The organism is Candidatus Polarisedimenticolia bacterium, from assembly GCA_035764505.1.
Classification (GTDB): Bacteria; Acidobacteriota; Polarisedimenticolia; order Gp22-AA2; family AA152; genus AA152.
Window position 1 is genome coordinate 1 of sequence record DASTZC010000101.1, and the last position, 19,971, is coordinate 19,971.

Annotated in this window: 23 protein-coding genes; 22 read left to right on the forward strand and 1 reads right to left on the reverse strand. The window is 68.0% G+C overall.

Annotation, left to right across the window (positions count from 1 at the left end):
• Together add and VFW45_06765 are read left to right on the forward strand one after the other, a co-directional pair.
• Window positions 1-1,031, forward strand: a 1,031-nt coding sequence (add, locus tag VFW45_06760) for an adenosine deaminase (protein HEU5180473.1), incomplete at its 5' end; no start/stop codon positions are given.
• 51 nt (window positions 1,032-1,082) lie between these two features.
• A complete protein-coding gene (locus VFW45_06765) occupies window positions 1,083-3,137 on the forward strand; it encodes a glycosyltransferase family 39 protein (GenBank protein ID HEU5180474.1) in 2,055 nt (684 codons plus the stop codon).
• Window positions 3,138-3,144: 7 nt separating this feature from the next.
• Here the strand turns inward: VFW45_06765 and VFW45_06770 are convergent, their stop codons facing one another.
• Entirely contained in the window at window positions 3,145-4,584 is a 1,440-nt protein-coding gene (locus tag VFW45_06770) for a phosphoglucomutase/phosphomannomutase family protein (protein HEU5180475.1), read from the reverse strand.
• A gap of 113 nt (window positions 4,585-4,697) precedes the next feature.
• On the opposite strand from VFW45_06770, the gene pgsA reads away from it, so the two are divergent.
• The 20 genes from pgsA to VFW45_06870 all read left to right on the forward strand — a co-directional run bounded on the left by pgsA (window position 4,698) and on the right by VFW45_06870 (window position 19,970).
• Complete coding sequence (gene pgsA / locus VFW45_06775) at window positions 4,698-5,252, forward strand: CDP-diacylglycerol--glycerol-3-phosphate 3-phosphatidyltransferase (GenBank protein HEU5180476.1); 555 nt, start codon at window positions 4,698-4,700, stop codon at window positions 5,250-5,252.
• Window positions 5,249-5,959 (forward strand): DUF502 domain-containing protein, encoded by a 711-nt coding sequence (locus VFW45_06780; protein ID HEU5180477.1) that lies wholly within the window; start codon window positions 5,249-5,251, stop codon window positions 5,957-5,959. Before pgsA ends, VFW45_06780 begins: the two co-directional genes overlap by 4 nt.
• Window positions 5,960-5,966: 7 nt before the next feature.
• A complete protein-coding gene (locus VFW45_06785; GenBank protein HEU5180478.1) occupies window positions 5,967-6,638 on the forward strand; it encodes a lysophospholipid acyltransferase family protein in 672 nt (223 codons plus the stop codon).
• Window positions 6,574-7,815, forward strand: a complete 1,242-nt coding sequence (locus VFW45_06790; protein ID HEU5180479.1) for a nicotinamide-nucleotide amidohydrolase family protein — start codon at window positions 6,574-6,576, stop codon at window positions 7,813-7,815. The genes VFW45_06785 and VFW45_06790 overlap by 65 nt, the downstream gene beginning before the upstream one ends.
• Window positions 7,816-8,376, forward strand: coding sequence for an RNA 2',3'-cyclic phosphodiesterase (gene thpR / locus VFW45_06795; protein ID HEU5180480.1), 561 nt, complete (start codon window positions 7,816-7,818; stop codon window positions 8,374-8,376).
• Complete coding sequence (gene plsY, locus VFW45_06800; GenBank protein HEU5180481.1) at window positions 8,373-8,975, forward strand: glycerol-3-phosphate 1-O-acyltransferase PlsY; 603 nt, start codon at window positions 8,373-8,375, stop codon at window positions 8,973-8,975. Before thpR ends, plsY begins: the two co-directional genes overlap by 4 nt.
• Window positions 8,976-8,980: 5 nt before the next feature.
• On the forward strand, window positions 8,981-9,991 hold the full coding sequence (locus VFW45_06805) for an NAD(P)H-dependent glycerol-3-phosphate dehydrogenase (GenBank protein ID HEU5180482.1): 1,011 nt from the start codon (window positions 8,981-8,983) through the stop codon (window positions 9,989-9,991).
• 4 nt (window positions 9,992-9,995) lie between these two features.
• On the forward strand, window positions 9,996-10,805 hold the full coding sequence (locus VFW45_06810) for a CpsB/CapC family capsule biosynthesis tyrosine phosphatase (GenBank protein HEU5180483.1): 810 nt from the start codon (window positions 9,996-9,998) through the stop codon (window positions 10,803-10,805).
• Between the two features lie 100 nt (window positions 10,806-10,905).
• Window positions 10,906-11,589: a tetratricopeptide repeat protein gene (locus VFW45_06815; GenBank protein HEU5180484.1), complete on the forward strand. Its 684-nt coding sequence runs from the start codon at window positions 10,906-10,908 to the stop codon at window positions 11,587-11,589.
• A gap of 5 nt (window positions 11,590-11,594) precedes the next feature.
• The gene (gene ftsY / locus VFW45_06820) at window positions 11,595-12,563 is read left to right on the forward strand and encodes a signal recognition particle-docking protein FtsY (GenBank protein ID HEU5180485.1); all 969 of its coding nucleotides are present in this window, start codon (window positions 11,595-11,597) and stop codon (window positions 12,561-12,563) included.
• Window positions 12,560-13,702: a bifunctional diaminohydroxyphosphoribosylaminopyrimidine deaminase/5-amino-6-(5-phosphoribosylamino)uracil reductase RibD gene (gene ribD / locus VFW45_06825; protein HEU5180486.1), complete on the forward strand. Its 1,143-nt coding sequence runs from the start codon at window positions 12,560-12,562 to the stop codon at window positions 13,700-13,702. The genes ftsY and ribD overlap by 4 nt, the downstream gene beginning before the upstream one ends.
• Window positions 13,687-14,304, forward strand: coding sequence for a riboflavin synthase (locus VFW45_06830; GenBank protein HEU5180487.1), 618 nt, complete (start codon window positions 13,687-13,689; stop codon window positions 14,302-14,304). The genes ribD and VFW45_06830 overlap by 16 nt, the downstream gene beginning before the upstream one ends.
• Window positions 14,305-14,579: 275 nt before the next feature.
• A complete protein-coding gene (locus tag VFW45_06835) occupies window positions 14,580-15,731 on the forward strand; it encodes a bifunctional 3,4-dihydroxy-2-butanone-4-phosphate synthase/GTP cyclohydrolase II (protein ID HEU5180488.1) in 1,152 nt (383 codons plus the stop codon).
• Between the two features lie 99 nt (window positions 15,732-15,830).
• Window positions 15,831-17,153 carry a signal recognition particle protein gene (ffh, locus tag VFW45_06840; GenBank protein ID HEU5180489.1) on the forward strand — a complete coding sequence of 441 codons (1,323 nt, stop codon included), beginning with the start codon at window positions 15,831-15,833 and terminating at the stop codon, window positions 17,151-17,153.
• A gap of 40 nt (window positions 17,154-17,193) precedes the next feature.
• Complete coding sequence (rpsP, locus tag VFW45_06845; protein HEU5180490.1) at window positions 17,194-17,439, forward strand: 30S ribosomal protein S16; 246 nt, start codon at window positions 17,194-17,196, stop codon at window positions 17,437-17,439.
• 13 nt (window positions 17,440-17,452) lie between these two features.
• The gene (locus VFW45_06850; GenBank protein ID HEU5180491.1) at window positions 17,453-17,707 is read left to right on the forward strand and encodes a KH domain-containing protein; all 255 of its coding nucleotides are present in this window, start codon (window positions 17,453-17,455) and stop codon (window positions 17,705-17,707) included.
• Window positions 17,708-17,709: 2 nt separating this feature from the next.
• The gene (gene rimM / locus VFW45_06855) at window positions 17,710-18,249 is read left to right on the forward strand and encodes a ribosome maturation factor RimM (protein ID HEU5180492.1); all 540 of its coding nucleotides are present in this window, start codon (window positions 17,710-17,712) and stop codon (window positions 18,247-18,249) included.
• Entirely contained in the window at window positions 18,239-18,946 is a 708-nt protein-coding gene (gene trmD, locus VFW45_06860; GenBank protein HEU5180493.1) for a tRNA (guanosine(37)-N1)-methyltransferase TrmD, read from the forward strand. The genes rimM and trmD overlap by 11 nt, the downstream gene beginning before the upstream one ends.
• 43 nt (window positions 18,947-18,989) lie before the next feature.
• A complete protein-coding gene (gene rplS, locus VFW45_06865) occupies window positions 18,990-19,337 on the forward strand; it encodes a 50S ribosomal protein L19 (GenBank protein HEU5180494.1) in 348 nt (115 codons plus the stop codon).
• An 18-nt stretch (window positions 19,338-19,355) separates the two neighbouring features.
• Window positions 19,356-19,970 carry a ribonuclease HII gene (locus tag VFW45_06870; protein ID HEU5180495.1) on the forward strand — a complete coding sequence of 205 codons (615 nt, stop codon included), beginning with the start codon at window positions 19,356-19,358 and terminating at the stop codon, window positions 19,968-19,970.
• Window position 19,971 lies beyond the last annotated feature (1 nt).

Sequence of the window (19,971 nt, forward strand, 5' to 3'; positions counted from 1 at the left end):
GCACCGGAAGGCGCGCGCTGTCAGCCCGCCGGCCGGCGCCGCGAGTCGAAATCCATCTGCACCTCGAAGGGAGCGTTTCGCTGAAGCGGCTGCGTGGCTTCTGGGCGCGCCCCGGCCGTGACGCGAGCCTCCCCTCGGACCCCGCCGTTCTCTTCCGCCATTCCGATTTTCGCGGGTTCCTGCGGAATTTCGCGCACGTCACCCGGACGCTCACCGGACCGGGGGACTTCGCCCTCATCGCAACGGACCTGTGCGGACTCCTGCGACGCCAGAAGGTGGAGGCGGCGGAGGTGTTCATGTCTCCGGTGATTTTTGCGCGGCGGGGAATCCCCTTCGCAGAGATCCTGGATGCCGTGGATGAGGCGGTGCGGACCATGCAGAGCCGGGGCGGTCCGCGCATCGGATGGATCCTGGACGGGGTGCGGCAATGGGGACCGGCTTCGCTCGAGGAGAACCTGCGCTACGCGCAGGAGGCCCGCGGACGCGTGCTCGGGATCGGGTTGGGAGGGGACGAGAGCTCGGTTCCGGCTCGGGAGTTCAGGCCGTTGTTCGAGACGGCGCGCGCCATGGGGCTGCGCACGGTCTGCCATGCCGGGGAGTTCGCCGGACCGGAATCGGTCTGGGAGGCGGTGGAGCTGCTGGGAAGCGAGCGGATCGGCCATGGCATCCGAGCTTGCGAGGATGCCGCGCTGCTCTCCATGCTGCGGCGCCGGCGCATCCCGCTGGAGGTCTGCCCGACCAGCAACCTGCGCACCGGCGTCGTGCGGCGCTGGCGCGATCATCCTTTGCCCCGGTTGCTGCAGGCCGGGGTGCGGGTGACCCTCAACAGCGACGATCCCGCCTTGTTCCATACGTCGCTCGACGCCGAATTCCGCAATCTCGAGCGCCGGCTGCACCTGACGCGGCGCGAGCTTGAGAGAATCCGCGTCGAAGGGATCCGCGCCTCCTTCCTTCCCTCACCGATCAAGCGCGCGTTGCTGGGACAGCGTACGGCCGCGGCGCGCCGCGAGGCGCGCGCCGAGTTGCGCTAGAATCGCGCGTCGCCGGGCAGCTCCGCAAGCGATACCCGCTGAGGAAACCGCGTGCAAGAACCGGATCGACCGACTGGAACGCCGCGCGCGTGGGCTCCGCTGGCGCTGCTCGCCATGCTGCTTGGCGCGGCGCTGCTTCTGCTCTGGCCGCGCGGCGGGCTGTCGGGCGGGTACTTCGCATCGGATCCCTCGGGGCGCGAGGTGCTGGTGGCGGCCCAGGTCGATCGCACGATCGATTTCCCCGAGGCAGCGGTCCTCGCCGCTCCCTTCTTCCAGCATTGGGACACGCAGCGGCTCGGCGTCCCGCGCAGCCTTCCTCCTTTCACCGTGCGCTGGTCGGGTTTTCTTAAAGCTCACCGCGCGGGCCTGTATCGCCTCCGGATCGAGTCGGCGGGACGGGTACGGCTCCTGCTGGACGGCCAGCCGCTGGCTCCCGGCTCCGATCAGGGAGAGATGTGGGCCGAGGCGAACCTGACACCGGGATGGCACCCTCTCGAGATCTCCTATGCCCGGGGCGATGAGGAGCCCGGGATCCGCTTCGTCTGGATGCCGCCCGATGCCGCGTCTCCGGAGACGGTCCCCGGGGGGGCGCTGGCCCCCTCGGGGCAGGCACTCTCTCAAGCGCTCCCGAGGAGAATCGCGGGATGGCTGGCGGCTGCGGCGGCGGCGGGCTTGCTGCTGCGGCTGTGGAAGTCGCGCCGAGCCCGCGGATCTTCCTTCGCTCTTCTCCGGGCACACCGGCATGGCGCCGCGTTGGCATTGGCCGTCGCGCTCGGCCTGGGACTGCGGTTCTACGAGTTCGATCGGGTGCCCTTCCATCACGAGACCGCCGACGAGTACCAGCACGGCTGGGAAGGCTGGACGCTGCTGCATGAGGGTGTCCCGGCCGCCTGGACCTTCTACCCGCAGCGCTATCCTCCCGAGAAGATCACCCCTTTCCTCTGGTTCGGCGATTCCTATTATCTGGCCCGTCCCTACTTCGACCATCCGCCGGGCTTCTCGCTCCTCATCGGCGCGGTGAGCAGCGCGCTTGGGGCGGACAGCATGCTCGAGTGCACCCTCGGGCGCATGCGCGTCGTCCCGGTGATCCTGGGCGCATTGACCACATTCCTGGTGGGCTGGGTCGGATGGAAATCTCTGCCGCGTCCTTCCGCCGGAACGATCGCCGCGCTGTTGTACGCCACGCTGCCCACCATCGTCCTGGGAAACCGCCTGGTGAAAGCCGAGAATCTCCTCGCCCCCCTCATGCTCCTGCTGACGCTGGGTCTGCAGGCCTATAGCCGCTCCGGACGCTCGCGTGATCTCGCCAAGATCGTGATCACCGGCGCAGCGGCCCTCTGGGCCAAAGCGACGGGGGTTGCGCTTCCTCTCGCCGCCGTGCTGATGCTGGCCAAGGAGCGGCGCGGCAAAGCGGTCGCGGCGGTGGCTCTCGGCGCCGCGGGAGCGATCGCGGCTTACCTTCTGTACGGAGCGGCTTACGACTGGCCGCTGTTCATGGAGGTCCTGGGCCTGCAGGCGTCGAAGCGCGTCGCCTTGCGCACGCTCCTGGATCTCGAGGGGATCTCCCGGATCGTGGAGGTGCAGTTCGGAGGAGGATGGTACCTGTGGCTGGCGATGGCCGCGACCTGGATGGCGCTGGGGAAGCACCGCCAGATCCTGGCGCCGGCCGCCGTCTACCTGGGGCTGATGGCGCTCACCGCCGACGTGCGCGGGGTGTTCGGATGGTATCGCCTGCCGCTGTTTCCTTATCTCTGCCTGGCCGGCGGATGGTTCCTCTCGGAATGGTGGGAAGCCAAGGACCTGCCGCGGGGATTCCTGTTCTGCCTCACGGCGCTGGCGACGACCCTGGCGTACGCGCTTCCGCCCGCCGCGGAAAGCTCCCGCGCGGCGGTGCTGGCGCTGCTCGCACTGGCGGCCGGGGCGCCGGTATGGGCGGCGATTCGCCCGACGCCGCTCGCCTCGCGCGTTCGTGACTGGGCGATGGTGGCGGTGCTCGTCCTGTTTTTCGGAGGCAATCTCTGGATCGTCATGCGGCAGGTGCCGATCTACCTGCGCGAAGGAGTGCGGGGCAAGGCGCCGGCAGTGGCGCCCGTGTCGGCTCCCTGAGAGTAATCTATCGTCTGACGAGCGCTCGGGCCTGGCGCAGGATCGAGGCGACCGCCGCCGCCGTCGGCGCCTCGGAGTAGATCCGCAGCACCGGCTCGGTACCCGACTGCCGGAACAGCACCCATCCCTCTTCTCCCAGCAGCAGCTTGACGCCGTCGAGCCGATCCACCTCCGTCACCTTGAAGCCGCCAATCCTCTTGGGAGGAGCGGCGGCGACTCCCTGACTCAGCTTTCGGCCATCCTCGGGAGCGCAGCTCAGATCCAGCCGGTCGTACGAGAACCGGCCGTACTGCTTCTCCATCCGGGCCACCAGCCCCGAAAGCGGCAGATCGGCGAGGACCATCGCCTCGAGGAGGAGGAGGGCCGAGAAGATGCCGTCACGCTCGGGGATGCTGCCGGCGAAGCCGAATCCGCCGCTTTCCTCGCCTCCCACCACGATCTCGCGCCGCCGCAGAAGAGCCGCCACGTGCTTGAACCCGATCGGCAGGTCATAGAAGGGGAGGGCGTGGCGCCTCGCGATCCGCTCCATGCGCAGCGACGAGGCGAAGGTCCGGGCGACGCCGCCGCGCAGGCCCTTCACCTCGATCAGATGCTGCGCCAGAATCGGCAGCAGTGTCAGGGGCGACACGAATCGTCCCTTCTCGTCGCACGCTCCCATGCGATCGGCATCGCCGTCGGTCGCGAACCCGACGCTGGCCTTCTGCCGGCGCGTCTCGCGCAGGAGCAGCGACAGGTTCGCCGCAATCGGCTCGGGCGCGGCGCCTCCGAACAGGGGGTCGGGCTCCGCGCGCAGCGCGGCCACCGAGGTCCTGCCTCCTTTGAGCGCCTGGTCGAGAAGGGTGCCGCCCATCCCATGCATGGCGTCGTGCACCACCTTGAGCCCGGCGGAGCGGATCTCCTTGCTGGCGACGCGCTCCCGGATCGACTTGAGATAGGGAATCAGGAAGGAGGGGTGGGTGGCCAGCTCTTCGGCCTCGGTGGGCCCCGGATCCAGAGGCGGGATCAGCCGGGCGATACGCAAGGTCTCCCCGGGATCGAGCGTCCCGCCGTCCGGACCTTTCAGCTTCAGTCCGTTGTATTCGGGAGGATTGTGCGAAGCGGTGATCATGATGCCGAGCGACGCACCGGCCGCGGCCGTCCTCCAGGAGAGGGCCGGCGTCGGGACGGCGGCCGGACTGAGGACCGGGACGAAGCGCTCCGACGCCAGGTGCAGCGCCACCTCCCGCGCGAAGCGATCCGAGAGGAACCGTCCATCGAATCCCAGGACCACCGGCGAGGATTCCCGGCCGATCTGGTGCAGGTAAGATGCGATTCCGGCGGCACAGCGGCGCACCGCCGACAGCGTCCAGCCTTCCGCGATGCGCGCCCTCCAGCCGTCGGTTCCGAAGCGGATCGGCTGGCTCGATCGGTCGGAAACCGCCGCCGGAGCGGAGGGCGATCTGGGCATTGACCCCCGGATCGGCGATGTGCTATTTTCCAAGTTGTCAGGCCTTTAGAGAGGATCGCGGAGTAAATCGCAGCGCATTCTACCCCGAGGATCCCATCCCTTCAACAGGCAACGTGCTCAACCTCCCCACCTGGCTGACCGTCAGTCGCATCTTTCTCGTTCCCGTGGTGATGGTGGTCATCCTCGCGAAGAACGAGAGAGTGGGGATCCTGGTCTTCCTGGCCGCCTGCCTCACCGATTTCCTGGATGGCTATCTGGCGCGCAAGCGCAACGAAGTCACGACGCTGGGGAAGCTCCTCGACCCGATTGCCGACAAGCTGCTGATGTCGGCCGCGTTCATCTCCCTGGTCGAGGTCGGCGTGGCACCCGCCTGGATGGTGGTGATCGTGGTGGGACGAGAGTTCGCGGTCACCGGGCTGCGCAGCATCGCCATCAGCCAGGGCATTGCGATCGCCGCCTCGCCCTGGGGCAAGTACAAGACGATCAGCCAGGTCATCGCCGTGGTGCTCCTGCTGCTCGGCCCCACCGGATTGGGACGCTTCAACTATCTCGGACAGGTCGCGCTCTGGATCGTCGTGGTGCTGGCCGTGCTTTCCGCCGCCGATTATTTCCTCAAGTTCTCGCGGCAGCTGGGCGTTGTCCCCGGGCGCCCGGATGGAGCCGCATGAGCGCGGCGGGATCGCCAAACCTGGGCCGGCACCTGCGCCAGAAGCTCCTCACGGGACTGTTCGTCCTGCTGCCGCTGATTATCACGGTATGGCTGCTGGCCGCCCTGTTTCACCTGGTGGATGGGACCATCACCCCCTGGGTCGAGAGGGCCCTCCTGCTCACCGGGATCGAGACCTTCGCGCGTCCTTTCTTCGGCCGGGTCATGATTCCGATCATCGGCGTGTGCATCACCCTCGGGATCATCTATCTCGCCGGGGTGCTCAGCACCAACGTGTTTGGAGCGCGCATCCTGGAAGGATTCGATCGGCTGATGCTGCGCATTCCCGGAGTGCGCGCCGTTTATGGCGGCAGCCGCCAGCTGATGGAAGCCTTCTCGCCGAAGGGGAAGCGATCCTTCAGCGAGGTGGTCCTGGTCGAGTACCCGCGGAAGGGAAGCTACACGCTGGGCTTCGTCACCCGGGAAGCCATGCCCGATCTGGTCCCCGGCGAGCCGGAGACGATGTCGGCAGTGTTCCTGCCCACGACGCCGAACCCCACGTCCGGCTGGATCGTCCTGGTACCTCGGCGCGAGCTCATCCGGGTCCCGCTGTCGGTGGAGGAGGGGGTGAAGCTCGTGGTCTCGGGCGGCATCGTGGTACCGGAGGGCTGGGGGCATGAGGCGGGGAGCGCCCGCGCACCCCTCGCCGCGCCCGCCGCCCCCCGCTGAGAGTGCCATGTTCTACTCTTTCGTGAAGCTCTTCTTCGCGCTGCTGGTCAAGATCTATCTGCGGCTGAAGGTGCGCGGCAGGGGAAACGTGCCTGCCACGGGGGCCGCCATCGTGGTGGCCAACCATGCTTCGTTCCTGGATCCCATCGTCCTGGGGTCGGCCTGTCCGCGGAAAATCCACTTCATCGTCCTGCGTGAGATGTACGACTGGTGGCGGCTGCGCTGGTTCTACTGGGGCATGGAAACGATTCCCGTCCGGCGCGAGGAGGAGGCGCGGGCCATCAAGCTGGCCCTCGGTTGCCTGAAGCGCGGCCAGGTGGTCGGCATTTTTCCCGAGGGAGGCCGCAGCTCGGACGGCATCCTCAAGGACGCGAAGCAGGGGGCGGCTCTCATGGCGGCCCTCTCGGGGGCGCCGGTCGTCCCGGCGTGCATCCGCGGCGCCTTCGAATCGCTTCCGATTGGCGGCAAGTTCCCGTCTCCGGCGCCGGTCTCGGTGCGCTTCGGCGAGCCGCTGCGATTTGTCGCGACGGAGCGCGGCCGTCGCGATCGCGCGGCCATCGAGACCTTCTCCCGCGAGCTGGTCGCCGCCATCGCCGCTTTGGAGGAGCCTGCGCTTGAAAACCAGCCTGATCGCGATCGGCAGCGAGCTGCTTCGTCCGGGAGCTCGGGAAACTCATAGCGAATGGCTGCTTTCCCATCTCCCGTCGATGGGGCTGGAGGTGGTCTCGCGCCAGGTCGTGAGCGATGACACCGACGCCATCGCCGCGGCGTTCGGGCATGCGCGATCGTGCGGCCCCCTCGTCGTGGCGACCGGCGGCATTGGTCCGACCCGGGACGACCGCACCCGCGAGGCGCTGGCGCGCCTGCTCGGCGTGCCATTGCGCCGCAACCGGAGCGCGGAATCCGCCGTCCGGCGCTGGTGCCGGCGCTACCGCATCCGCTTCACACCGGCGCACGCCTCCCAGGCGCTGTTCCCTGCCGGCACCCGGCCGCTGGCCAACGCGGCGGGCAGCGCGCCGGGGATCTGGCTCGCCGACGGCCGCGGCTGGGTGATCGTCCTGCCCGGAGTGTTTCGCGAGATGGCCGCGATGCTCTCCGCCGTGGCCCCGCGGCTGCGTCGGATCGCCGGCACCCGTCCGGCATCGGCCACGCTGCGCACGGCCGGCGTGGGGGAGTCACTCATCGATGCACGCATTGCACGAGTGGCGCGCCGTTTTCCCGAAGTGGAGGTCAGCACGCTGGCCTCACCGGGCGAGGTCGTGATCCAGCTGTGGGCGCGCGGTGCCGGGGCGGCGCGCCGGACTGACGCCTGCCGGAAAAGGATGGAGCGGGTCTTAGGGGAAGATCTGGTCTCGACGCGAGGCGAGGCGCTGGAGGAAGTCGTCATGAAGCTGCTGCGGCGGCGGCGATGGCGCCTGGCGGCCGCCGAATCCTGCACCGCCGGCCTGGTCGGCGCGCGCCTGACCCGCGTTCCCGGCTCGTCGAGCGTCTTTGCGGGCGCGGCCGTGTGCTACGATGACGCCGCGAAGCGGCGGCTCTTGTCGGTGTCTCCCGAAATCCTGAAGCGCCGCGGCGCCGTGAGCGCCGAAACTTCCCGCGCCATGGCGCGAAACGCTGCCGCGCTGTTCGAGACGGCGCTGGGCGTCTCAGTGACCGGAATCGCCGGACCGGGAGGTGGATCGCGCGAGCGTCCCGTCGGCACGGTGCACATCGCCGTCGTTTATCCAGGCGGCGCGCGGCACCGGCGCTGGCTGCTGCCGGGAAATCGGGAGAAGGTGCGGACGCACGCGGCCGCCCTGGCGCTGGATCAGGTTCGACGAGCTCTGCTGCGCGCGGCGCGCGGTCGAAGCGCCTGAGTGCGTCTCTTTATCGCGGTGGAGATTCCTCGGCCGATGCGCGACGAACTCGGCCGGCTGCAGTCTTCGCTGCAGGCGCTGCTTCCAGACCTCCGCTGGTCGAAGCCCGAGGGGATTCATCTGACGCTGCGCTTCCTCGGCGAGACCTCCCAGGATCGAGTCATTGCGCTGTGCGATCATCTGGCTCCGGGCGCGCCCTTCGCTTCGTTTCTCTGCGCGCCGGACCATCTGGGATGCTTCTCTTCCCGGGGTCGGCCGCGCGTTCTATTCGTGGCGCTTTCGGGGACGGAGCCGCTGGCGAGGGTGGCCGCCTGGATCGATGGGAAAGCCGAATCGGCAGGCTTCGTGCGCGAGTCTCGTCCTTTCTCACCCCACCTGACGCTGGGGCGGTTCGGGGAATCGGCCCGTCGCGTTCCTGCGCTTCCGGAGCTGCCTGCCGGACTGGCGGGCGCCGCGATTCCGGTCGATCGCTTCATTTTGTTTCGCAGCACTCTGGGGCCGCAGGGGGCACGCCACGAGATTCTGGCAGAATTCCCGCTCCTCGGAGGGGCGGCAGCATGACGGCGAGCCCGGCGACGCTGGGGGCGATCCTGCTGGCAGCTTACCTGCTCGGATCGATTCCGTTCGGGCTGCTCTTGGGCAAGGCCCTGGGCGTGGACGTGCGCCGCAGCGGCAGCGGCAACATCGGAGCGACCAACGTGGCGCGATCCCTGGGGCCGGGCGCCGGGATCGCCACTCTCATGCTGGATGCGTCGAAGGGGGCGCTCGCGGCGTGGGCCGGCCGCTGCCTTCTCGGTCCGGAGGGAGCGGCCGTGGCCGGATGCGCCGCCACCTTGGGGCACGTCTTCCCGCTCTATCTCGCGTTTCGCGGCGGCAAAGGGGTGGCGACCGGATTGGGAGCGTTCCTGATCGTCGACCCTTACGCGGCGCTGGCGGCGGCAGGCGCTTTCCTTCTGGTCATCGCGCTGACCCGGAGAGTGTCGGCCGGGTCCCTGGCCGGATCCCTGGCGCTGCCGATCGCGCTTTTCCTGCGGGATTCTCCGGCGGCCGCCCAGATCGCGGGCTGGGTGTGCGCGCTGCTCGTAATTCTCCGGCATCGGGATAACATGACGCGTCTGCTGACCGGCACGGAGCCGCGCATCGGCGAGAGGCGAGGGTGAGAGGAATGGCGAAGCCGGTAGCGGTGGTCGGAGCGGGAAGCTGGGGCACGGCCCTGGCGCTGCACCTGGCGCGGGCGGGCTTCGAGGTCGATCTGTGGGCCCACGACCGGGAGCGGGTTCGGGAGATCGAGTCCACGGGGGAGAATCGCACCTACCTTCCCGACTTCCCGCTCCCCGCCCGGATCCATCCGAGCCATGATCTCTCTCGCGTGCTGGCCGGTGCGTCGCGGATCGTCTGGGTGGTCCCGGCGCGTTACTGCCGGGCATTGTTCGCCGAGGCGGCGCCGCACCTCACCCGCGGCGCGGCGCTGATCGTGGCGACCAAAGGGATCGAGCCGGACACGGGCATGAGGATGTCGGAAGTGGCCGCCGAGGTGATGCAGCCCGCCCCCGCGACCATTGCGGCGCTCGGAGGACCCGGATTTGCCCGGGAAGTCGCCCGGGGGGATCCTACCGCCGGAGTTCTCGGCATTCCCGAGGCGGAAGAAGGGGAGAAGCTGCAGGAGGCGCTGAGCCACGGTCCTTACCGCTTCTACACCAACCGCGACCGAATCGGCGTAGAGCTCGGCGGTGCTCTGAAGAACGTGATCGCGCTGGCGGCCGGCGTCGTGGAAGGCCTGGGCTACGGTTCCAACACCACCGCCGCGCTGATGACCCGGGGGCTGTCGGAAATCACCCGGCTCGGAGTTGCCTGCGGCGGATCCGCTTCCACCTTCGCCGGACTTGCGGGCATGGGGGATCTGGTGCTGACCTGCACGGGCCGGCTGAGCCGCAACCGATCGGTCGGGGTCAAGCTTGGCGAGGGAAAGACGCTCGAGCAGGCGCTTGCCGGCATGAAGATGGTGGCGGAAGGCGTTCCGACGACGACCGCGGCGCTGCTGCTGGCGAAACGCCACGGTGTGGACATGCCGATCACCACCGGCGTGGCAGCCCTGCTGCAGGGAAAGATCACCGCGAAGGACGCGCTGGCGCAGCTGATGCAGCGCCCGCTCAAAGATGAAGAGATCTGGGAGTGAGCCGATGATGGTCGATCTCCATTGCCACGTTCTCCCCGGCATCGACGACGGCTCGGAGAGCCTCGAGCAATCGCTCGAGTTCTGCCGCGTCGCCCTCGCCGACGGGGTTTCCACCCTGGTGGCCACGCCCCACCAGAAGCCGGGTCAGTACGACAATCCTCCCCCGGTGATCCGGGAGAAGCTGCTCGACCTGCGCGCCGCCATCCGCGAGGCCGGCCTGGAGATCGAGATTGTCGAGGGGGCGGAGGTCTACTGCACGATGGACGTGGCCTTGAGACTGAAAGATGGCCAGGTCACCACGATCAACGGCATGGGACGCTACGTTCTCCTCGAGCTTCCGTACCAGCAGGTTCCCATCCGTCCGGAGGAAACCATCTTCCAGCTCAAGCTGGCGGGCGTGACGCCGGTGCTGGCGCATCCGGAGCGCATCGGCTATTTCACCGCCGACATCTCACGCCTGGAGAACATGGTCCGCCTCGGCTGCCTCACGCAGCTCACCGCGGCGTCGCTGCTGGGGGGCTTCGGCCAGAAGGCGCGCGAATACTCGCTCGAGATGCTGGAGAAGAACCTGACGCACATCATCTCCTCCGACGCGCACGACACCGTGTACCGGCCGCCGGTGCTCTCCGAGGCCCGCGCCGCCGCGGCGGAGATCGTGGGGCCGGAGCGCGCCCTGGCGATGGTGAGCGAGGTGCCCAAGACGGTTTGCGACGGGCTGGACTGGGAACCCTGGGAGGTCCCCGAGGCCGAGCCGCCGGAGCCGGGCGGCGGCATGCTCGGGCGCCTGCGCGCCCTCCTGAAGGGAAACCGTTAGTCCGGGCGCTTTTGACATGGCGGCCGACCCTTCCTAGAATGACAGGCTGCATCGCCGTTTCGGCGGCTTCACTCCTGGCACTTCATCCGGAGCCAACATCATGATTCTGCGCAAGCGAACGCGGGTCGTCATCGCGGCGCTCGTCCTCCTGGGCGCGGCAGGCTGTGCTTCCGATCAGGGCGCCAAAGTCAAGGAGGAGTCGCGCCAGGCGGAGGGCCTGTTCCGCCTCTCGCAGCTCGACTTCAGCCAGGGAAAGAACCAGGATGCGATCACCCACGCCAAGCAGGCTCTGGACAAGGACCCGAAAAACGCCGAGGTGCACGCCTTCCTCGGCACCGTCTACCTCTACCTGAGTGATTTCGAGAACTCCGAAAAGTCCTTGAAGGAAGCGCTGAAGCTGAACAACTATCTCACCGACGCGCGCAACACTCTCGGGGCCGTCTATTTGAAGACCGGACGTCCCGCCGAGGCGCAGAAAGTCTTCCAGGAATGCCTGAAGGACACCACCTATCCTCACCCGGAACTGGTCCTCTATAACCTCGGCACCATTCAGCTGGATGAGAAGCGAGCCTCCGAGGCGGAGCAGACGTTCCGCCGCGCCGTGGAAGCCAACCCGAAGTATGCGCGGGGATACTACGGTCTGGGCCAGGCCCTGCTGCAGTCGGGGCGCCGCGAGGAGGCGCGCAAGAGCTTCGAGAAGGTCATTGCCCTGGATCCGGCGAGCCCGGAGGCGGTCAAGGCCAAGGAAGCACTCGGAGATCCCGCGGTCTCCAGCCGGAGTTAGGGTCCATGGCTGCCGAGGAGCGCGGCCAGGGGCCACCGTCGAGGCCCGGCGCGTTCGGAAGGCTGTTCCGCGGCCTCGGCAAGACGCGCGAGGCGCTCTCCGGGAAAATCCGGGACCTCGTCCACGGACCCGCCAAGGTCGACGCTCCGTTGCTGGAGCGGGTCGAAGAGCTGCTCCTGCTGTCCGATGTAGGCCCCGCCCTCACCTCCGAAGTAATCCGATCGCTGCGCCGCAACGCCTCGGGACGGGAGATCTCCCGCTGGGGAGATCTGGTGGATCTGGTGCGCAGCGAATTCAAGGGGATCCTGCAGGGCAGCGCACGCCCCAGTGCGACCCGTCCCGCGTCGGGACCCGAGGTGGTGCTGCTGGTCGGGGTGAACGGCGGCGGTAAGACCACCACCGCCGGGAAGCTCGCGGCGCGCTGGGCGCGGGAGGGACGGCGCGGGTTGCTGTGCGCCGCCGACACCTTCAGGGCCGCCGCCGTCGAGCAGATCAGCATCTGGGCCGAGCGTGCCGATGTGGATCTGATCCGCCATCGGGAAGGGGCCGATCCTTCGGCCGTCGTCTTCGATTCGGTGGAGGCGGCGGTGGCGCGCAAGTGCGACTTCCTGATCATCGACACCGCCGGACGTCTGCATACGGCCGAGCCGCTGATGCAGGAGCTGGAGAAGGTGGTGAGGGTGATCCGCAAGCGCGTCCCGGAAGGGCCGCACCAGGTCCTCCTGGTGCTCGACGCCACCACGGGACAGAACGGGGTCGCCCAGGCGAGGCGCTTCCTGGACGCGGTGGGGGTCACCGGTCTGGTCCTGACCAAGCTGGACGGCACCGCCAAGGGAGGCGTGGCGCTGGGGATCGCGCGCGACGTCGGGATCCCGCTGCGCTGGGTGGGTGTCGGCGAGGCGGTCGAGGACCTTCTGGAATTCGATCCCGACGCCTATGTGGACGGCATGTTCGAGGAGCGCGACATCGCATGAGCGAAGGCGACGAAGCAATTCACCGGCACTATCTCGCCGCCTGCCTGGAGCTGGCGCGCCATGGCGAGGGGCGTACCAGCCCCAATCCGATGGTCGGCGCCATGGTCGTCAAAGAGGGGCGCATTCTCTCGCAGGGCTTCCACCGGCGGGCCGGCGATCCCCACGCCGAGATCGAGGCACTGGCGGCTGCCGGCGAGGCAGCGCGCGGCGCGGTTCTCTACGTCAACCTGGAGCCGTGCGTCCACCACGGACTTACCCCGCCCTGCGTGGAGGCGGTCATCCGGTCGGGCGTGCATCGCGTCGTCGCCTGCATGCTGGATCCCGATCCGCGCGTCAACGGGCGCGGCTTCGAAAGGCTGCGGGGGGCGGGCGTGGAGATTCTGTACGGCCTCCTGCGCGATGAGGCGGCGCGCCTCAATGAGAAGTTCGTGAAGTTCGTCACGACCGGCCGCCCCTTCGTGACCCTCAAGGCGGGGATGACACTGGACGGCCGCATCGCCACCGCCGCGGGAGAATCACGCTGGATCACCTCGCCGGAAGCGCGTACCGAGGCGCATCGGCTGCGCGCGGCTCACGATGCGATCCTGGTGGGAGTGGGGACCATCCTCGCCGATGATCCGCGCCTGACGGCGCGCGCCTGGCCGGGCAAGTCTCTGGTACGGGTGATCCTCGATTCGCGCCTCCGGACCCCGACGGGTGCGCGCGCCTTGTCGGGGGAAGACGGCGGAAAGACGCTCATTTATACCGGCACCGGAAAAGGTCCGCAGCACCACGTCCTGGAGAAGCGCGCCGGAGTGGAGGTCGTGGAGGTGGCAGGCGCCGAAACCGGGCTCGATCTTGAAGCAGTATTCACCGATCTCGGCAAGCGGCGGATCCTTTCCGTCCTGGTGGAAGGAGGCGGTGGAGTGCTGGGCAGCGTCCTGCGATCGAGGTCGGCCGACGCGGTGGCGCTGTTCATCGCCCCGAAGATTCTGGGAGGCGGGTCGAAGGGAGTTTTCGACGGGTTCGCCGCCGCGGGGCTCTCCGACGCCGAATCGATCCATGAATGGAGCTGGCGCCCCGTGGGAGAAGATCTTCTGGTGGAAGGGCGCCTGGGATCTCCCGATACGGCGCGGGCTGCGGCATGTTCACTGGACTGACGGAGCGCGTGGGCACGCTGCGGAGCCTGGCTTCGCATGGCGGCGGAGCGACGGCCCGAATCGCCTGTGCCGGTCTGTCCGGCGAGCTGTCGGCGGGCGAAAGCATCTCGGTGGATGGAGCCTGCCTGACAGCGGTCCAGCGGGGCCCGGACTGGTTCGAGGTGGAAATCTCTCCGGAGACGATGCAGCGGACCTGTCTCGGTGAGAAACAGCCCGGCGCCCGCTTGAACCTGGAGCGGGCCCTGCGCCTCGCCGACCGTCTCGGCGGCCACCTGGTGCAAGGACATGTCGACGGGGTGGGCATGCTGACGGAGGTGCGTCCTGAGGGAAGCGGCCGGCGCATTCGGGTCAGCCTTCCGCCGGGGCTGGAGCGCTACCTGGTGTCGAAAGGCTCGATCGCGCTCGACGGCGTCAGCCTGACGGTGGCCTCCCTACGGGGAGCGGACTTCGAAGTGGCGCTGATTCCCCATACGCTGGAACAGACGACGCTCGGCGAATGGGCCGCCCCGCGACGCCTCAATGTGGAGGTCGATCTGGTGGCCAAATATCTGGAAAGTCTCCTGGGACCTTACGCCGGAGCGACGAGGCAGGAGGGAAAATGACGAAGCGACGCCAGGCCTCGCGCCAGTCGAAGGCCCCTTCGGGCCGCGGGTCGAAACCCTCAGCCCGCGAGACCAAGGCCTCAGGCCGCCCGACCAAGGCCTCAGGCCTCTCAACGAAGGCCTCAGGCCGCCCAAGCAAGGCCTCAGGCCGCTCAACCAAGGCCTCAGGCCGCTCAACGAAGACCCCTCGTCAACGTGAAACACGCCGCTCCACCCCTGCCGCGGCCGGTTTCGCCACGGTGGAGGAGGCGGTCGCCGACATCGCCGCGGGGCGGATGGTGATCGTCGTGGACGACGAGGATCGTGAGAACGAAGGCGATCTGACGCTCGCCGCGGAGAAGATCACGCCCGACGCCATCAACTTCATGGCGCGCTTCGGGCGGGGGCTGATCTGCCTGCCGATGACGGCCCAGCGGCTCGCCGACCTCGACATCCCTCTCATGGTCGAGGAGAACACCTCCAATTACCAGACCGCTTTCTGCGTCAGCATCGAAGCGCGCCGCAAGGTGTCGACCGGGATATCGGCGGCGGATCGCGCCGAGACGATCCGGGTGGCCGTCGACCCGCGCGCCCGCCCCTCCGATCTGGCCCGTCCGGGCCACATGTTTCCTCTCAGGGCGCGCGACGGCGGAGTGCTCAAGCGGGCCGGGCAGACCGAGGCGGCGGTCGATCTGGCGCGCATGGCCGGTCTGGCGCCGGCGGGGGTGATCTGCGAGATTCTCAAGGAGGACGGGACGATGTCGCGCCTGCCCGATCTTCTGAAGTTCTCGCGCCGCCACCGCATCCGGATCCTGACCATCGCCGAGCTGATCCGCTACCGCCTGCAGAACGAGCGGCTGGTGCGCCGCGTGGCGCAGCCCAAGCTGCCGACGCGCTACGGCGACTTCAAGATCATCGCCTACGAGAGCGACATCGAGCCCAAGAACCACCTCGCCCTGGTGATGGGGAAGATCGTGCCGGGCGAGCCGGTCCTGGTGCGGGTCCACTCCGAGTGCCTCACCGGGGATGTCTTCGGCTCGACGCGCTGCGATTGCGGGGCCCAGCTCGAGAAGGCTCTCGAGTTCATCGCGCGGGAAGGCCGGGGAATCCTGGTCTATCTCCGGCAGGAAGGGCGCGGCATCGGGCTGGTCAACAAGCTGCGCGCCTACGAGCTGCAGGACCGGGGCGAGGACACGGTGCAGGCCAACCACAGCCTCGGCTTCAAGGCCGATTACCGCGAGTATGGAATCGGGGCGCAGATCCTGCGCGACCTGGGGGCGCGGCGGCTGCGGGTGCTGACCAACAATCCGGTCAAGTTCATCGCCCTGAAGGGATATGGTCTCGAAATCGTGGAGCGGGTGCCTCTCGAAGTGCCCCCTTCCGACGCCACCCTGCGCTATCTGAAGACGAAGAAGGAGAAGATGGGCCACATCCTCTCGCTGGTCTGAGGCCCCGATCCCTCCCAAAAGCCGCCCCGCGTTGACATGCCTTCAGCGGAAGCCCTAAAATCCGCTGTTTCCTCGATCGACGATTCCCGCGGACGGAACATGTTCCAGCAGTTCAGCGACAGGATTCAGGGGGTGCTGCGCCGCCTCCGGGGCCAGGGCCATCTCAACGAGGCCCTGGTCGAGGAAGGGATCCGCGAAGTCCGCCTGGCGCTCCTCGAGGCCGACGTCAATGTGCAGGTGGCGCAGGATTTCCTGGCGCGCCTGAAGAAGCGCGCGGTTGGAGAGGCGGTGCTGAAAAGCCTCACGCCGGGCCAGCACCTGGTCGGAATCGTGCGGGAGGAGCTGGAAGCACTGCTCGCCGGCCCCGGGCAGGGACTCAAGACCTCTTCCATGCCACCGACGACCATGGTGCTGTGCGGCCTGCAGGGATCGGGCAAGACGACGACCGCGGGGAAGCTGGGGAAATACCTCAAGGAGCGCGGCCACCGGCCGATGCTGGTCTCGGTCGACGTACGCCGCCCGGCGGCCCGCGAGCAGCTCGCCACCGTGGCGCGCGGCGTCGAAGTGCGCTGCTTCGACGAGGCCGGGAACGATCCGATCGAGCTGGCCGCGCACGCCATCTACGCGGCGCGCCAGGCGGGATGCGACTTCCTGCTGGTGGACAGCGCGGGCCGGCTGCAGATCGATCGGGAGCTGATGGAGGAGCTGCTGCGGATCGTCGAGAGGGTCCGGCCGACCGAGGTCCTCTACGTGGCCGATGCCATGTCGGGCCAGGATGCCGTGCGCAGCGCCCAGGAGTTCCATCGCAAGGTGAAGCTGACCGGGATCATCCTCTCCAAGCTGGACGGCGACGCGCGCGGCGGGGCCGCGCTGTCGGTGCGCAGCGTGACCGGCGTGCCGATCAAGTTCGCGGGAACCGGCGAGAAGCCCGCCGATCTCGAGGTCTTCCACCCCGATCGCATGGCCTCCAGGATCCTCGGCATGGGCGATGTGCTCAGCCTGGTCGAAAAGGCGCAGGAGACCTTCCAGGAAGGCGAGGCGGAATCGCTCGAGCGCAAGCTGCGCAAGCAGCAGTTCACGCTCGAGGATTTTCTGGAGCAGATGGGAAAGATCCGGCGCATGGGCTCGATGAAGGAGATCCTCGGGATGATCCCCGGGGTCCCGATGCCCGAGCAGGGAGTGGACGAGAAGAAGATGACCCGTACCGAGGCGATCATCCGCTCGATGACGCCCGAGGAGCGCCGCTCGCCGCAGGTGCTCGACGGCCGTCGCCGCCTGCGCGTCGCGAAAGGCTCGGGCACCTCGGTTCAGGAGGTCAACGAGCTGCTGCGGCAGTTCAAGCAGGCGCGCAAGATGATGAAGATGTTCAGCGGGGGCGGCGGCCCTTCGCTCAAGTCCCTGGCCCGCAACTTCAGGAGATAGCCGTCCCCGCGGGGACGCAACGAGGAGGAGGAAAACCGGAATGGTGAAGATTCGACTGCGGCGCGCCGGGACGCGCAGCAAGCCTTTTTATCGCATCGTGGTTTCGGACTCGCAGCTGCGGCCTGGCGGCGATTTCATCGAATCGCTCGGGCACTACGATCCCAAGCCCCGTCCGTCGGTGATCAAGATGGACGTGGCGCGCGCCGAGGCCTGGATCCGCAAGGGAGCGCGGGCCTCGGACACGGTCCGCAAGCTGATTGAGCGGGCCCGCGTCGCCCAGGCCTGAAACGGAAAGGGTGATGCGCGACCGGCGAAGCGGAGCAGTGTCGGGGATGGTGGGGCTTCTGGTCCGATCCTTCGTGGACCATCCGGAAGAAGTCCAGGTGAGCGAAGCCTCCCGGTCCGACACGATCGTCGTCGAGCTACGGGTCGATCCGGATGACATGGGAAAGGTTATCGGGCGCCAGGGAAGGACGGCTCGCGCCCTGCGCTCGCTGGTGAGCCTCGCCGGCGAGAAGCTGGGCTGCCGGGCTCTGCTGCGGATCCTGGAATAGGGGTGGAGGGAAGCCAGGATCCCGGCAAGTGGGTGCAGGTGGCCCGAAACGTCCGCATCCGGGGCGCCAAAGGTTTGCTGACAGCCCGGCTGGCTCCCGGCTCGGAAAGCCCGTTCCACCCCGGCCAGGTGCTGCGCTTTGCCCGGCCCGGGTCGACCGAGGATCGCATCCTGGGGACGGTCGAGTGCTATCGGGATCGGGTGGTCTTGAGCCTGTCGGGAATCGCCGATCCCGGCCTGCTCCAGCCCCTCGCAGGCTCGGATATCTACCTACAAAGTAAGGATTTGGTTGACCTCCCCGAGGGCACCTATTATATTTTCCGCCTCGTGGGACTGGAGGTCCGGGCGCCGGGAGATCGCCTCCTGGGAAAAGTGGTGGACATCGTTCCGACCGGCGGGACCGACCTCCTCATGGTCCGGGGAGAAAGGGATCACGAATTCCTGATTCCGTTCGCCCGCACGATTTGCACACGCGTCGATCTCACCGCCGGGCTCATCGAGATCGACCCCCCCGAAGGGCTGCTGGATCTCGATGCAATTTGACGTGGTGACTCTGTTTCCAGGCATCCTCGCGGGCGCGCTCAACGAGAGCATCCTGAAGCGCGGTCGCGAGAAGGGACTCCTTGAGGTGCGGGTGCACGACCTGCGCGAGTACACGCATGACCGGCACCGTCAGGTGGATGACACCCCCTACGGCGGCGGGGGAGGCATGGTCCTGATGCCCGAGCCGATTTTCGAGGCCGTGGAAGACATCCAGAAGCGGCATCCCGCGGCCCGCAGCCGGGTCATCCTGATGAGCCCGCAGGGGGCGCCTTTCAGCCAGCAGCGTGCCTGGTCCCTGGCGCGCGATCTCGACCGCATGATCCTCGTCTGCGGGCGCTACGAGGGAGTCGACGAGCGGGTGCGGGAGTTCCTGTGCGACGAGGAGATCTCGATCGGCGACTACGTGCTGACGGGGGGCGAGCTGCCTGCGATGGTGATTCTGGATGCGGTCTCGCGGCTGGTGCCCGGGGTGCTGGGGAGCTCGGCGAGCGCCCTGGAGGATTCCTTCTCCGCCGGCGCTCTCGAATATCCGCAATACACGCGGCCGCCGGTGTTCCGAGGGCACGCGGTTCCCGAGGTGCTGCTGTCCGGCAACCATGCCGAGATCGCCCGCTGGCGCGCGCGCAAGGCGCTGGAAGCCACCGAGCAGAAGCGTCCGGACCTGATCCGGGCGTCGCAGAATGATTCCGGAAGTTGAGCAGGCTCGAGCGTTCGTCACAACCAAGCTGCGGAGAAGCGTCATGGACTGGGTGAAAATGGTGGAAGCCAGGGAGCTGCGGGAGAAGGCCCCCGTGTTCTCCGTGGGCGACACGGTGAAGGTGCACGTCAAGGTGAGGGAAGGGGAGAAGGAGCGCATCCAGGTCTTCGAAGGGATGGTGATCGCGCGCCGTGGCGGCGGGGTCAATGCTTCCTTCACGGTTCGCAAGATCTCCGATGGCGTCGGGGTCGAGCGGATCTTTCCGCTGCACTCCCCGATCCTGAACAAGGTGGAAGTGGCGCGCCAGGGTCGCGTGCGCCGCGCCAAGCTTTTCTACCTGCGCGAGCGGCGCGGGAAAGCGGCCCGGATCGCCGAGAAGAAATACGTCTAGGGCGGGGAAGCGCTCGTCGTGCGCTGGACCCACGAAAACGCCCTGCGACGCGACGGCTGCGGCCTCATCGCCGGAGTGGACGAGGTGGGCCGGGGCTCTCTCGCGGGCCCGGTCGTCGCGGCCGCGGTCATCCTGGATCGCGGCTGCCGGCTGCGGGGCGTGAAGGACTCCAAGCTGCTCACCGAGGAGAGGCGCCGCGGCCTGTTCGGTCACATCGTGCTCTCCGCCGTCGCTTACGGGTTCGGCGTTGCCGAGGCGGAAGTCGTGGATGAGATAAACGTCTTCCAGGCGACCCTGGTCGCCATGCGCGATGCGGTGGCGGCCCTGCCGACCGTCCCCGACGCTTTGCTGATCGACGCCGTCCGTCTTCCCGCGGTTCCCTTGCGACAGCTGAGCCTCATCCACGGCGACGCACGCAGCCCGTCGATTGCCGCCGCCTCCATTCTGGCGAAAGTGTTCCGGGACGAGATGATGCGCGCCTTCGACGATCAGTTTCCCGCCTATCGCTTCCACCGGAACAAGGGGTACGGAACCGAGGAGCATCGCCGGACGCTCGGCGACATCGGTCCCTCGCCGCTGCACCGGCGCACTTTCTCCTGGACCCAACCCTGCCTGCTCGAAGGGGAGGACTGAG

Coding starts and splice junctions, on each gene's coding strand:
- VFW45_06770 (HEU5180475.1), bottom strand. CDS start 4,584: ATGCCCAGATCGCCCTCCGCTCCGGCGGCGGTTTCCGACCGATCGAGC.
- VFW45_06780 (HEU5180477.1), top strand. CDS start 5,249: ATGAGCGCGGCGGGATCGCCAAACCTGGGCCGGCACCTGCGCCAGAAG.
- VFW45_06785 (HEU5180478.1), top strand. CDS start 5,967: ATGTTCTACTCTTTCGTGAAGCTCTTCTTCGCGCTGCTGGTCAAGATC.
- plsY (HEU5180481.1), top strand. CDS start 8,373: ATGACGGCGAGCCCGGCGACGCTGGGGGCGATCCTGCTGGCAGCTTAC.
- VFW45_06805 (HEU5180482.1), top strand. CDS start 8,981: ATGGCGAAGCCGGTAGCGGTGGTCGGAGCGGGAAGCTGGGGCACGGCC.
- VFW45_06810 (HEU5180483.1), top strand. CDS start 9,996: ATGATGGTCGATCTCCATTGCCACGTTCTCCCCGGCATCGACGACGGC.
- VFW45_06815 (HEU5180484.1), top strand. CDS start 10,906: ATGATTCTGCGCAAGCGAACGCGGGTCGTCATCGCGGCGCTCGTCCTC.
- ftsY (HEU5180485.1), top strand. CDS start 11,595: ATGGCTGCCGAGGAGCGCGGCCAGGGGCCACCGTCGAGGCCCGGCGCG.
- ribD (HEU5180486.1), top strand. CDS start 12,560: ATGAGCGAAGGCGACGAAGCAATTCACCGGCACTATCTCGCCGCCTGC.
- VFW45_06830 (HEU5180487.1), top strand. CDS start 13,687: ATGTTCACTGGACTGACGGAGCGCGTGGGCACGCTGCGGAGCCTGGCT.
- VFW45_06835 (HEU5180488.1), top strand. CDS start 14,580: ATGGTGATCGTCGTGGACGACGAGGATCGTGAGAACGAAGGCGATCTG.
- ffh (HEU5180489.1), top strand. CDS start 15,831: ATGTTCCAGCAGTTCAGCGACAGGATTCAGGGGGTGCTGCGCCGCCTC.
- rpsP (HEU5180490.1), top strand. CDS start 17,194: ATGGTGAAGATTCGACTGCGGCGCGCCGGGACGCGCAGCAAGCCTTTT.
- VFW45_06850 (HEU5180491.1), top strand. CDS start 17,453: ATGCGCGACCGGCGAAGCGGAGCAGTGTCGGGGATGGTGGGGCTTCTG.
- trmD (HEU5180493.1), top strand. CDS start 18,239: ATGCAATTTGACGTGGTGACTCTGTTTCCAGGCATCCTCGCGGGCGCG.
- rplS (HEU5180494.1), top strand. CDS start 18,990: ATGGACTGGGTGAAAATGGTGGAAGCCAGGGAGCTGCGGGAGAAGGCC.